Source organism: Candidatus Krumholzibacteriia bacterium, from assembly GCA_035268685.1.
Lineage (GTDB): Bacteria > Krumholzibacteriota > Krumholzibacteriia > JAJRXK01 > JAJRXK01 > JAJRXK01.
The window spans coordinates 1-12,823 of sequence record DATFKK010000128.1; the positions used below are offsets into that span (position 1 = coordinate 1).

General features: G+C 66.7%; 11 protein-coding genes. All 11 read left to right on the plus strand.

Translation table 11 applies throughout. From position 1 onward, the window contains the following. Nucleotides 1–54: 54 nt before the first annotated feature. Nucleotides 55–1,374, plus strand: a complete 1,320-nt coding sequence (gene nuoF, locus VKA86_12140) for an NADH-quinone oxidoreductase subunit NuoF (GenBank protein ID HKK71962.1) — start codon at nucleotides 55–57, stop codon at nucleotides 1,372–1,374. 19 nt (nucleotides 1,375–1,393) lie between these two features. Continuing rightward, on the plus strand, nucleotides 1,394–2,980 hold the full coding sequence (locus VKA86_12145; GenBank protein HKK71963.1) for a 2Fe-2S iron-sulfur cluster-binding protein: 1,587 nt from the start codon (nucleotides 1,394–1,396) through the stop codon (nucleotides 2,978–2,980). Then, the gene (locus VKA86_12150) at nucleotides 2,977–4,272 is read left to right on the plus strand and encodes a complex I subunit 1 family protein (GenBank protein ID HKK71964.1); all 1,296 of its coding nucleotides are present in this window, start codon (nucleotides 2,977–2,979) and stop codon (nucleotides 4,270–4,272) included. Before VKA86_12145 ends, VKA86_12150 begins: the two co-directional genes overlap by 4 nt. Before the next feature lie 11 nt (nucleotides 4,273–4,283). Then, the gene (locus tag VKA86_12155; GenBank protein HKK71965.1) at nucleotides 4,284–4,805 is read left to right on the plus strand and encodes an NADH-quinone oxidoreductase subunit I; all 522 of its coding nucleotides are present in this window, start codon (nucleotides 4,284–4,286) and stop codon (nucleotides 4,803–4,805) included. After that, a complete protein-coding gene (locus tag VKA86_12160) occupies nucleotides 4,805–5,380 on the plus strand; it encodes an NADH-quinone oxidoreductase subunit J (protein ID HKK71966.1) in 576 nt (191 codons plus the stop codon). The genes VKA86_12155 and VKA86_12160 overlap by 1 nt, the downstream gene beginning before the upstream one ends. Beyond that, nucleotides 5,373–5,708: an NADH-quinone oxidoreductase subunit NuoK gene (gene nuoK, locus VKA86_12165; GenBank protein HKK71967.1), complete on the plus strand. Its 336-nt coding sequence runs from the start codon at nucleotides 5,373–5,375 to the stop codon at nucleotides 5,706–5,708. The genes VKA86_12160 and nuoK overlap by 8 nt, the downstream gene beginning before the upstream one ends. A 3-nt stretch (nucleotides 5,709–5,711) precedes the next feature. Further along, nucleotides 5,712–7,712, plus strand: coding sequence for an NADH-quinone oxidoreductase subunit L (gene nuoL, locus VKA86_12170; GenBank protein ID HKK71968.1), 2,001 nt, complete (start codon nucleotides 5,712–5,714; stop codon nucleotides 7,710–7,712). Nucleotides 7,713–7,722: 10 nt separating this feature from the next. Then, a complete protein-coding gene (locus VKA86_12175) occupies nucleotides 7,723–9,285 on the plus strand; it encodes an NADH-quinone oxidoreductase subunit M (protein ID HKK71969.1) in 1,563 nt (520 codons plus the stop codon). Continuing rightward, nucleotides 9,282–10,757 carry an NADH-quinone oxidoreductase subunit N gene (locus VKA86_12180; protein ID HKK71970.1) on the plus strand — a complete coding sequence of 492 codons (1,476 nt, stop codon included), beginning with the start codon at nucleotides 9,282–9,284 and terminating at the stop codon, nucleotides 10,755–10,757. Before VKA86_12175 ends, VKA86_12180 begins: the two co-directional genes overlap by 4 nt. Further along, nucleotides 10,758–12,602 carry a sulfatase-like hydrolase/transferase gene (locus tag VKA86_12185; GenBank protein ID HKK71971.1) on the plus strand — a complete coding sequence of 615 codons (1,845 nt, stop codon included), beginning with the start codon at nucleotides 10,758–10,760 and terminating at the stop codon, nucleotides 12,600–12,602. Continuing rightward, nucleotides 12,599–12,823: hypothetical protein (locus VKA86_12190; GenBank protein HKK71972.1), on the plus strand; the 225-nt coding region annotated here is incomplete at its 3' end. The genes VKA86_12185 and VKA86_12190, both read left to right, overlap by 4 nt.

Consider the following 12,823-nt stretch of genomic DNA (forward strand, 5'->3'; position numbering starts at 1 on the left):
ACGAGTACCTCACCCCCGAGAAGGTCGACGAGCTGATCGACGAGTGGAGGCGCGATGGCTGAGTTCCCGAAGATCCTCAGCGCCAACTGGGACGTTGAGAACAGCCACACCCTCGACGTGTACGAGTCGCGGGGTGGCTACGGCGCGATGCGCAAGGCCCTCACGAGCGGGGGGATGAGCCCCGACGAGGTGCGCGAGCTGGTGAAGGACTCCGGCCTGCGTGGCCGCGGCGGCGCGGGTTTCCCGACGGGTGTGAAGTGGGGCTTCGTGCCCGACACCGACAAGAAGAAGTATCTCCTGGTGAACGCCGACGAGAGTGAGCCGGGGACCTTCAAGGATCGCTACATCATGGACTTCGACCCCCACATGATGATCGAGGGGTCGATCCTGAGCAGCTACGCGATCAATGCCAACGACTGCTTCATCTACATCCGCGGCGAGTATGGCTGGCTGGTCGACCGCGTGCAGGAGGCCGTGGACGAGGCCTACGCCAAGGGCTACCTGGGCAAGGACATCCTCGGCAGCGGCTACGACCTCGAGATGATCGTGCACAAGGGTGCCGGCGCCTACATCTGCGGCGAGGAGACGGGGCTGATCAACAGCCTCGAGGGTCGCAAGGGTCAGCCGCGCATCAAGCCGCCCTTTCCGGCCGTGGTCGGCTTCCTGGACTGCCCGACGATCGTCAACAACGTCGAGACCGTCGCGGCCGTGCCCTGGATCGTGAACAACGGCGCCGACGCCTACAAGGCGATCGGTACCGAGAAGAGCACCGGCACCAAGCTGTGGAGCGTGAGTGGTCCGGTGAAACGGCCGGGCAACTACGAGGTCCCCATGGGCCTGCCCATGAAGGAACTGATCTACGGCGAGGACTACTGCCAGGGCATGCTCGACGGCGTCGAGCTCAAGGCCTGCATTCCGGGCGGTTCGTCGGTTCCGGTGCTCACCGCCGAGGAAACCCTGGCCTGCAACATCGACTACGAGAGCTTCGCCGAGCACGGCACCATGCTCGGCTCGGGCGGATGCATCGTGATCGGAGACGACGCGAGCATGCCCGAACTCTTGAAGGTCGTCCTGCAGTTCTACCACCACGAGAGCTGCGGTCAGTGCACGCCGTGCCGCGAGGGCACCGGCTGGCTCGACATGATCCTCGACCGCATGCTGCGCGGTGAGGGCCGGCCCAAGGACCTCGAGTTGCTCGACCGCATCGGCAACAACATGATGGGCACGACCATCTGCGTGCTCGCCGACGCGGCGGTCATGCCCGCGCAGAGCTTCGTGAAGAAGTTCCGCGACGAGTTCGAGGCCCTTCTGCCCGAAATGGAAGAGCCCGAGGAGTACATCCCCACGACCAGCGCCGCCGAGATGCCGCGCTGAGCTGGGGGAGGGAGCGACAGTGGCCAAGATCACCATCGACGGCGTCGAGCACGAATTCGAAGAGGGCAAGAACCTGTTCGAGGCCTGTGCCGAGGCCAACGGCGAGAAGCTGCCGCACTTCTGCTACCACCCGGGTCTGTCGATCGCGGGCGTGTGCCGCATGTGTCAGGTCGAGATCGAGGGCGTGCCCAAGCTCGTGATCGCCTGCAACGCCGCCGTGCGCGACGGCATGGTCGTCAACACGAAGACCCCGCGTGTGCGCAGCACGGTGCAGAACATCCTGAACTTCCATCTGCTGCACCATCCGGTCGACTGCCCCGTGTGCGATCAGGCCGGCGAGTGCTCTCTGCAGGACTTCTACATGGATCACGGCCTGTACGACGCCGAGATCGACATCGACGACAAGATCGACAAGGGCAAAGTGAAGCCGATCGGCGACCTGGTGATGCTCGATGCCGAGCGCTGCGTCCTGTGCGCGCGCTGCACGCGCTTCACCAGCGAGATCACGAAGACCCACGAGCTGGGGATCTTCAACCGCGGCAACCACAGCGAGATCGACGTCGCCCCGGGCAAGACCCTGGACAACAACTACTCGCTGAACACCGTCGACATCTGCCCGGTGGGCGCGCTGACCAGTCGTGACTTCCGCTTCCGCAAGCGGGTGTGGTGGCTCGACGTCACCGACAGCGTCTGCCCCGGTTGTGCGACTGGCTGCAACATGACCATCGATCACAACGAGGGCACCGCGTACCGCTTCAAGCCGCGCGAGAACCCCGAGGTGAACGACTACTGGATGTGCGACCACGGGCGCCTGCTCTACAAGCGGATCGTGACCGACGCTCGGCTCGAACACCCGACCGTCGGCGTCGGCGAGCAGCGCGAGCAGAGCTGGTGGGAGCGCGCCTACCGTCGCGTGCTGGAACTCGCCGAGAGCCGGACGCTGGTCTTCGCGGGGAGCCCGCACGCCACGCTCGAGGAGCTGTACGCCCTGGGTCGCCTGGCCGAGGCCGTCGACGGCCGGTGGCTGGGCGCACGCCTGAGCGGCACGGAGACGGGGGAGGGCGACGACATCCTGTTCAGTGCCGATCGCACGCCGAACGCCGAGGGCATCCGTCGGCTGGGGGCTGGCGAGTTCACGGTGGAGCAGCTGCGCGAAGCGGCCACGCAGGAGAACGTGCTCGTGGTGCTCGAGAACGACCTCGCGGGCCTTGCCGCCGAGGACTCGGTGCTGGACGGTTTCGCCGCCGTCGTGACCATCGCCACCGACGGTACGGCGACCAGCGACCGGGCGGAGGTCGTGCTGCCCACGCTGAAGTACGCCGAGAAGCTCGGGACCTTCGTGAACAAGGACGGCCGCGCCCAGGCGTTGAACGCGGCCTTCCCCGGGCCGGCCGAGGCCCGCGACACGATCCGCATCGTGCGCGACCTCGGAGAGGTCTTCGGGCACACCTTCGCCTGGGCGGACACCGCCGGGGTGCGGGGCGAGATCGCGTCGACCGTCGAGGGCTTCGGGGCGATCAGTGGCGGGATCGGCCCGCAGGGCGTCGCGCTCGACGCCGGATCCGTGCAACCGACCCCCAGCGGTGGCGAGGAGGCGCAGGCGTGACGGGACTCGAGGAGATCGGCTGGACGCTCAGCAAGATCGGTTTCATGCTCGGCGTGATCATCGGGCTGTTGCCCGCGATGATCTGGGCCGAGCGCAAGGGCGCTGCCTACATCCAGGATCGCGTCGGACCGAACCGGGCGAACATCCTGGGGCTTCGGCTCGGTGGGCTGATCCACCCCCTGGCCGACGTGCTGAAGCTTGTGTTCAAGGAAGACGTGATCCCCGCCGGCGTGAACCGCTTCTTCTACCACCTGGCGCCGTTCCTGGTCATGGTGGTCGCGCTGCTGACCTTCGCGGTGATCCCTTTCGGCGACAAACTCTACCTGGGTGATCAGGTCATCAACCTGCAGGTGGCCGATCTCAACGTCGGGGTGCTGTACATCCTCGCGATCACCAGTCTCGGCGTGTACGGAATCGTGCTTGCCGGTTGGGCGAGCAACAACAAGTACTCGTTCCTGGGTGGGATCCGTAGCACCAGCCAGATGATCTCGTACGAGATCAACATGGGGCTGGCCGTGCTGTCCTTGATCCTGGCCACGGGCACCGTCCGCCTGAGCGACATGGTGCAGGGGCAGGGCGAGCTGTTGTTCGGCTTCCTCCCGGCCTGGGGCGTGGTCATCCAGCCGGTCGGTTTCCTGATCTTCATCGTGGCGCTCTTCGCCGAGGTGAATCGCAATCCCTTCGACCTGCCCGAGGGCGAGAGCGAGCTCGTGTCGGGCTACCACACCGAGTACTCCAGCCTGAAGTTCGCCCTGTTCTTCATGGCCGAGTACGCCAACATGATCGTCGGCGCGGCGATCGTGGCCACGCTCTACTTCGGCGGCTGGCAGGTGCCGTGGATGGGGACCGAGACGCTGCGGGCGAACGCGGGCCCGCTGCTCACGGGGACCGTCGTGGTGGCCGTCGCGCTGCTGCTCCTGTTCACGCGAGCGCTGTTCCGGCACTACGGCCAGATCAGGTACACCCTCGGTGATCGCCGCGAGAAGGAACCCCTGGTGATCGGCGTGGTCTTCCTGGCCGCTGCGATCGGGGGCGTGCTGTTCCTGATCGGTGGGCGTCCCTGGGCGATCGAGCCCGGGAGCCCCGCCTCGATGCACTACGCGACGGCGACACAGGTCGGAACCTTCGTCCTGAAGACGATCTTCTTCGCCTGGTTGTTCATCTGGGTGCGCTGGACACTCCCGCGCTTCCGGTACGACCAGCTCATGCGCCTGGGTTGGAACTTCATGCTCCCCCTCGCCCTGGTGAACTTCTTCGTGACCGCCTTCGTGGTCCTGCTGCTCGAATCGTAGGGGGAAGAGTCATGCCGTATTCGATCCACGGTCCCAAGGCCATCACCGGCGGCAAGGGCGCGCGTATGCGTCCCGGCGAGTCGGTCTACGTCTTCGAGATCCTCAAGGGGCTCGGCGTGACCATGCGGCACCTGCTGGCCAACATCTTCGACCGCAGCCGCATGCCGACCCTGGAGTACCCCGACGCCAAGCCGGAGTACGGTCCGTGGTTGCGGGGGCGCCATCGCCTGATGAAGCGCGAGGACGGTTCGCCGCGCTGTGTGTCGTGCCAGATGTGCTCGACCATCTGCCCGGCCGACTGCATCTCGATCGTGGCCAAGGAGGACGACCGGCCCGACGTCGAGAAGGCTCCCGAGAGCTTCGACATCGACCTGCTGCGGTGCGTGTACTGCGGTCTCTGTGTCGAGGCCTGTCCCTGTGACGCCATTCGTATGGACACGGGGATCTTCGAGTTGGCCGCCGACAGCCGTGAGGCCTTCGTGGTCGACATCGACTTCCTGCTGAACAACACCACCGATGGGGTGAAGCGCTGATGGAAGGGTTGTTCTTCTACCTCTTCGCCACCGTTGCCGTGATCTCGGCGGTGGCGATGGTCACCCGCAAGGATCCGGTCACCAGCGCGTTCTGGCTGATCTTCTGCTTCCTGAACGTCGCGGCCCTGTTCGCCACGTTGAGCGCGCACCTCATGGCGGTGCTCCAGGTGTTGATCTACGCCGGCGCGATCATGGTGTTCTTCCTCTTCGTCACCATGTTCCTGGGCAAGACCAAACGAGCGATCTCGAAGCCCAATCCCGTGCTCTACGGCATCGCGCTGTTGACCGTGGTCGGGATCTCGTGGTTCATGATCGGCCTCTCGGGGGGCGAGCGCGTACCCTTCCCCGAGGTCGACGGTCGTCACGGGACCATCGAGGCCGTCAGCGAACTGATGCTGTCGGAGTACATCTTCCCCTTCGAGCTGACCGGCCTGCTCCTCACCATCGCGGTGATCGGGGCGGTCCTGCTGGCCCGCCGGCAGGCACCGGGTTCGCGCGGTACCCATTTCTCGAGCCCCCGCACCCCGGTGGCGCGAGCACGTGAGAGCGTCGCCGGAGGTGCGTCGGATGCCTGATCTCACTGCGTTGACGAACGCCGTCCAGGTCGGCCTGGGGCACTACCTGGGCCTGTCGGCGATCCTCTTCAGTATCGGTGTGCTCGGCGTCGTGTTCCGGCGCAATGCGCTGGTCATGTTCATGTCGGTCGAGCTCATGCTCACGGCGGTGAACCTGAGTCTCATCTCGTTCAGCCGGTACATGGACGACATGCACGGGCACGTCTTCGTGCTCTTCGTGCTCGCCGTCGCGGCCGCCGAGGCGGGCGTGGGGCTGGCGATCCTGGTCGAGATCTTCCGCAAGCGGGACACCGTCGACGTCGACGAGTTCCGCCAGTTGATGGAGTAGCCGATGCACGAGACCGATCTCCTGCGCTGGATCGTGCTTCTGCCGCTGCTCGGCGCCGCCTTCAACGGACTGATCGCACCCCGCCTGCCGCGGGGTGTGGTGTCGTTCGTGGGCGTCGGCAGCGTGGCGGCGGCCTTCGCCTTGTCGGTGAAGGTGTTCTTCGACCTGCGGGCGATGCCCGGGGCCGAACGGGCGCTGCACGACCTCGTGTACAATTGGATCCCGATCGGCGATCTGTCGGTCGACGTGGCCTTCACGGCCGACCCGCTCAGTTCCGCCATGATGCTGCTGGTCACCGGCGTGGGGTTGCTGATCCACGTCTACAGCGTCGGCTACATGAAGGGCGACTCCAGCTATTCACGGTACTTCGCCTATCTGAACCTCTTCGTCTTCTCGATGCTGGTCCTGGTGGCGGCCGACAACCTTCTGCTGCTCTTCGTGGGTTGGGAGGGCGTGGGACTCTGCAGCTACCTTCTGATCGGCTTCTGGTTCAGCGACGAGGCCAATGCCAAGGCGGGCAAGAAGGCGTTCATCGTCAACCGGATCGGGGACTTCGGCTTCCTGATCGGTATGTTCGTCCTGGCCAAGGCACTGATCGGCCACGTCGCGCCGGGCGAGAACCTGTTGGCCTACGACGTCCTGGCCAATCACCTCGACGTACTGGCCCCGGTGGCGACACTCGCCGGCATCCTGCTCTTCGTGGGGGCCACCGGCAAGAGCGCGCAGATCCCGCTGTACGTCTGGCTGCCCGACGCCATGGCCGGTCCGACTCCGGTCTCGGCCCTGATCCACGCCGCGACCATGGTCACCGCGGGCGTGTACATGGTCGCGCGCTTGGGCTTCCTCTACGACATCGCACCGGTCGCCAGCGGGGTGATCGCGGTGGTGGGGGCACTGACCGCACTGCTGGCGGCCACGATCGCGCTCGCACAGAACGACATCAAGAAGGTGCTGGCCTACTCGACGGTCTCGCAGTTGGGCTACATGTTCCTGGCCTGCGGCGTGGGTGCCTACTACATCGGCATGTTCCACGTCTTCACGCACGCATTCTTCAAGGCCCTGCTCTTCATGGGTGCGGGGTCGGTGATCCATGCCCTGCACCACAAGCAGGACATGCGGATCATGGGCGGTATCCGCAAGTACATGCCGATCACCTTCGTCACCATGGGAGTGGCCACCCTGGCGATCGCCGGCGTGCCTCCGTTCTCCGGGTTCTTCAGCAAGGACGAGATCCTCTACTACGCCTTCCAGAAGAGTCCGGTCCTGTGGGCGATCGGATTCGTGGTGGCGGGGATGACCGCGTTCTACATGGCGCGCCTGATGATGCTGACCTTCTTCGGCAAGGAGCGCATGGACGACGAGACGCGGGAGCACCTGCACGAGTCGCCACCGAGCATGACGCTGCCGCTGGTGGTGCTGGCGGTGCTGAGTCTGGTGGGCGGATTCATGAACGTTCCCGAGTTCCTGGGTGGGGGCAAGCACCTGTACCACTGGTTGCAGCCCTCGATCACCGGAGAGCAGTACCTGAGCGCGGGCGCCCACGCGGGCGAGCACGCGGTGGTCGCCGCCGGCGATCACGGCGAGGCCTCACACGGTGGTCACGGACTGGAATGGGCGCTGGCCATCGCCTCGTCGCTGTGGGCGATCCTGGCGCTGGCCGCCGGGGTGTACGTCTACGGCCCGGGTATCCGCATCGCGCAGAGCGCGGCCGCGCTGGGCGGAGGCGCGCTGCAACGGGTCCTGCAGAACAAGTGGTACGTCGACGAGATCTACGAGGCGGCGGTCATCGACCCGATCCATCGTCTGAGCGACACGGTCCTGTGGCGCACGATCGACGCGGTGATCATCGACGGTCTGCTCGTCAACGGGGTCAGCCGGGTCCTGGCCGTGATCGGCCAGCTGGTCCGGCTGGTGCAGAACGGTCTGTTGCGCTGGTACGCCTACAGCTTCGTGGCCGGGGTGCTGGTGCTCCTGATCTACGTGGCCCGACGGATGAACGGCTAGGGAGGGAACCGTGTTCGAGTCGAATCTTCTCAGCTGGGTCGTCTTCGTGCCGCTGATCGGCGTCGCCGTGCTGCTGGTGCTGCCACGCGTGCACGACAACGTGATCCGCGGTGTGGCCCTGGTCACCACGTTGCTGAACTTCCTGGTCTCGTTGCTGCTCCTGCAGCGCTTCGAGACCAACGCGGCGCTGCAGTTCGTCGAGCGGGTGCCGTGGATTCCGGCCTTCGACATCGAGTACTACATCGGGCTCGACGGCATCAGCCTGTGGCTCGTGCTGCTGACCACCTTCCTGGGCCCGATCATCGTGCTCAGCACGTGGTCGGCAGTGACCGATCGCGTGCGCGAGTTCATGGTCTTCTACCTGATCCTGCAGGCAGCCATGCTGGGAACCTTCTCCGCCCAGGACATGGTGCTGTTCTACGTGTTCTGGGAAGCCGTGCTGCTGCCCATGGCGCTGATGATCGGGATCTGGGGCGGCGAACGGCGGATCTACGCCGCGGTGAAGTTCGTGCTCTACACCATGGTCGGCTCGGTGCTGATGCTGGTCGCGGTGCTGTACATGTACAGCAAGGCCGGCAGCTTCTCGTTCGCGGCCCTGGCGCAGACGCCGTTCACCTTCGTCGAGCAGGCGTGGTTGTTCGGGGCCTTCACCCTGGCCTTCGCGATCAAGGTGCCGGTCTTCCCCGTCCACACCTGGCTGCCCGACGCCCACGTCGAGGCGCCCACGGCGGGATCGGTGGTCCTGGCCGGCGTCATGCTGAAGATGGGAACCTACGGTCTCGTCCGGCTGTCGATCCCCTTCTTTCCACTCGCTGTCGAGGAGTTCGCACCCCTGCTCGCGGTTCTGGGCGTGATCGGTATCGTCTACGGTGCGCTCGTGGCCATGGTGCAGCGCGATGTGAAGAAGCTGGTGGCCTACAGCTCGGTGAGCCATCTGGGCTTCGTGGTGCTGGGCCTGTTCGCCATGTCGATCGAGGGGGTGGCCGGCGCGATCTACGTCATGCTGGCCCACGGCCTGAGCACGGGCATGCTCTTCCTGCTGGTGGGCGTGATCTACGAGCGGCGCCACACGCGCAAGATCAGTGACTTCGGCGGTCTGGCGAAGGTCATGCCGATCTACGCCTTCCTGTTCATGATCGCCACGCTGGCCAGCGTGGGGTTGCCGGGGCTGAGCGGCTTCGTGGGCGAGTTCCTGGTGCTCATGGGCGCGTTCAAGAGTCTGAGCCTGGCCGGCGCGCAGTGGTTCGCGGTGGTCGGTGCGCTGGGCGTGATCCTCGGCGCGGTCTACATGCTGTGGATGGTGCAGCGCGTGTTCTTCGGTGAGGTCAAGCACGACGAGAACCGCGGCCTCCGCGACATGAGCGGTCGCGAGATCGCCCTGATGGTGCCGCTGGTGATCATGATCGTGGTCATGGGCGTGTACCCGAAGCCCTGGCTGTCGCGCATGGAGCCGGCAATCGACGCCATGCTGCAGACCCACGAGCGACGCGTGGCGGAGATGCAGGCCGATGCCCCGGCACTTGCCGGTTTCCTCGATCCCGAGTCCGACGAGCAGCTGGAGGTGCGGCCGTGAGCTGGACGGACGTGCAGATGATCGCGCCGATGATCTGGCTCACCCTGGGTGGGGTGGCCGTGCTGCTGGTCGACGCCTTCTGGCGGCGTGAAGGCCAGGGACACCTGACGGCGACGAGCGTGATCTTCCTGGCGCTGTCGGCGATGTCGATCGTGGGTCAGATGACCAACACGACGGCGCCCACCGGCAGTGCCTTCGGCGGAGCCCTGGTCATCGACCAGTTCGCGAACTTCTTCAACCTGACCTTCGTGCTGGTGGCCTTCCTGAGCATCGCGACCGGCGCGGTGTACTTCGCGCGCGAGCAGAAGCCGTTGCCCGAGTTCTTCCCGCTGGTGTTGTTCGCCACGGTGGGGATGATGGTCATGGCGGCCGCGAACGACCTGATCACGTTGTTCGTCGGGCTCGAGACCATGTCGATCTCGCTCTACGTGTTGGCCGCGATCCAGCGACACAGCTTGTTCAGCAACGAGGCGGGCTTCAAGTACCTGATCCTGGGCGCGTTCAGCTCGGCCTTCCTGCTCTACGGTATGTCGTTGCTCTACGGGACCACGCAGACGTTGCAGCTCGACCAGATGCTGCAGCAGGTGCGCCTGGACGGAGAGATCGCCACGCAGCCGCTGTTCCTGGCCGGCTGGACCTTCCTGCTGATCGGTCTGGCCTTCAAGGTGGCGCTGGTTCCCTTCCACATGTGGACGCCCGACGTCTACGACGGTTCGCCCGCGCCGGTGGCCGGTTTCATGGCCGCGGGCGTGAAGGCGGCGAGCTTCGCGGCGCTGCTGCGCGTGGCCTGGGCCGGCACTCCCACCTTCCTCGACACCCTCGGTCCACTGCTGGTGGGGTTGGCCATCGTCACCATGCTCTTCGGCAACCTCGTGGCGATCGCCCAGACCAACCTGAAGCGTATGCTGGCCTACTCTGCCATCGCCCACGCCGGCTACCTGCTGGTCGGCGTGATCGCCTCGCAGCCGCGGCCGGACGACGGAGCGGCGCAGGGGGTGCTGTTCTACCTGCTCACCTACGGTCTGATGAACGTCGGCGCCTTCGCGCTGGTCACGCTGGTGAGCCGGCGCGACGAGGAACTCGCCGAGCTGGGTGGCTTCGCCGGTCTCGCCAAGCGCAACCCCGTGGTGGCCGCGGCCATGACGGTGTTCATGCTCAGCCTGGCGGGCATTCCGCCCACGGCCGGTTTCTGGGGCAAGCTGTACATCTTCAAGGCCGCGGTCGGCGAAGGCTTCGTCACGCTGGCCGTGATCGCCATGCTGAACAGTGCACTGGCCATGTTCTACTACCTGCGGGTGGTCGTGGTCATGTACATGCGCGAGCCGCAGCACGAGGCCTACGACGGCGAGAGCGTCCAGGTCGGTGCAGCCATGACGGCGGCGGCCGTGGCCCTGCTGTACTTCGGACTCATCCCGGGTCCGCTGGCCGAACTGGCCCGGCAGGGGGCGACGGCACTGGCCGCCGCCTTCTAGATGAGCGCCGGCACCGACGCCCGCCCCGGCACGTCGCGGTTCGCCGCGCTGCCGGGCCTGGTCCTCGTCGGACTGCTGTACGGCGTGGTCGAGTTCGCCCGGCAGCGATGGATGGCTCCGTCGCCGCCGGGCATCCCCGGAGACAGTGGCGGCGACCCGATGGCCTACCTGGCCCTGGGCATCACCGTGGTGGGCCTTCCGGGCCTGCTGGTGTCGCTGATCGTGCCACGAACCGTGCGCCGCACCGCCGCCTACGCGGCGGGTCTGTTCCCGACGGCGGCGGTGGCCCTCGGACGCATCGGCGAGGTCGAGCACTGGACGTGGATGCTCACGGCCGAGGGGGAACTGCGTTGGGCGGTGCCGATCGTCCTGGCCGTGATCGGTGCGATCGCCGGTGGCGTGGTCCTGGCTCGCCTCGACGCGCGATGGAAGCGGCCACCCTGGGTGGCGCGGGGTGCCTTCGCCCTGGCGTTGGTCGCCCCGATCGTGCTCGCACTGCGCGTCGATCCCGCACCCGAGGCCCTGCCCGTGCACCGCGGGGAGCCGCGGCCGAATCTCGTGCTGTTGACCATCGACACGCTCCGCGCCGATGCCGTGGGACACTTCGACGACGCTTGGCCCACACGTGACGTCCCCCGGCAGGTGGCCACGACGACGTGGTCGACGTCTTCGTGGACGCGTCCGGCGATGGCGTCGCTGTTCAGCGGCTTGGTTCCGACGGGACACGGTACCGACGACGAACGCGCGCCCTCGACCGAGGTCTCGTGGTGGATCGAGGACCTGCGCGACGCGGGGTACCGCACGCTCGCGGTGGTGGCGAATCCGCACCTGCGGCGGCGCTTCGGTTTCGACCGTGGCTTCGAGCGTTTCGAGCACTTCGGCGAGCTGGAATGGCTGGAACCGGTCGCTCGGTCGTTCTGGGCGGAGTGGTGGCACGACCGCCAGGGCAACGAGCGCGACAACGCCACGGCCGATCTGCTCGTCCCACGCGCCATTCGCATGCTCGAACGCGACGCCGGTGACGGACCCTGGCTGCTGTGGGTGCATCTGGTCGATCCCCACATTCCCTACCACCTGCGCGGCGACGACGGGGCGCTCCTCGACCCGGATCCGGGTCGGTGGATCGATCCCCTGCGCGAAGACATGGAAGGGGACCTGTTCCGCGCGATCTGGGAGGCCCGCGAAGGCACCGCGGTGACCACCGGGGAGGCCCGGCGGGCGCTGCGTCGTCTGTACCAGACCGAGGTCGACTTCGCGCTGGACTGGAGCCAGCGGCTGCTGGAGGCAGCCGCGCGCGTGAGCGGCGATCGCGACCTGCTGTGGTTGATGAGCAGCGACCACGGCGAGGAGTTCTGGGACGACGGTGGGTTCGAGCACGGCCACACGCTGCATCCCTCGGTCACCGAGGTTCCACTGTGGATCGGCGGGAGTACGGTGGTCGACGCGACCGCGGTCCCGAAACGGCTGATCGACGTGGGGCCGTGGTGGCTCGATCGTCTCGACGTCGAAGGTTTCGATCCACGCGAGGGTTCCGGCCTCCTGGCCGACGACGCGGTCCTCGAGGAGCTGGCGTTGGGCCGGGCGGCCACGGTCGAGTCGTGGCTCGCCGAGGGGCTGCTCTACGGACCGCCGCGCACGTGGGTCCGCGCTCCGGGCTTCGAACTGGAACGCAACGACGTCACGCGCGAGATCGACTTCGTCGGCAGCCCGGTGGACTCGACGCGGGCCCGCGCGCTGCTGATGCAGCTCGACCTGTGGCGCGAGCGCAACGCCTCGAAGGGACGCGCCGTGGACCTGTCGCCGGATCTGGTGCGGCAACTGCGCGCGATCGGGTACATGCAGTGAGCCGGCCGGTCGTGCGGCACGGATTCGTCGTGCTCGTGGCCGTCGTGGTCGGGATGGTTCCGTTGCTGCTGTCGGGCTCGACGGACGGCTCCCGGCTGCCGTCGGCGCACAGCGGGGCCGATCCCCTGGCCCAGGCTGCGTACCTGGCGCACGCGGCGGATCATCTTCCCTGGCAGCGATCGTTCTGGGACGCGCCGTGGTTCCACCCGGTGCCGTGGACG

What these genes read in the sequence shown, in the direction of transcription:
- VKA86_12160 (HKK71966.1), top strand. Translation starts at nt 4,805, where the DNA reads ATGGAAGGGTTGTTCTTCTACCTCTTCGCCACCGTTGCCGTGATCTCG.
- nuoL (HKK71968.1), top strand. Translation starts at nt 5,712, where the DNA reads ATGCACGAGACCGATCTCCTGCGCTGGATCGTGCTTCTGCCGCTGCTC.
- nuoF (HKK71962.1), top strand. Translation starts at nt 55, where the DNA reads ATGGCTGAGTTCCCGAAGATCCTCAGCGCCAACTGGGACGTTGAGAAC.
- nuoK (HKK71967.1), top strand. Translation starts at nt 5,373, where the DNA reads ATGCCTGATCTCACTGCGTTGACGAACGCCGTCCAGGTCGGCCTGGGG.
- VKA86_12185 (HKK71971.1), top strand. Translation starts at nt 10,758, where the DNA reads ATGAGCGCCGGCACCGACGCCCGCCCCGGCACGTCGCGGTTCGCCGCG.
- VKA86_12155 (HKK71965.1), top strand. Translation starts at nt 4,284, where the DNA reads ATGCCGTATTCGATCCACGGTCCCAAGGCCATCACCGGCGGCAAGGGC.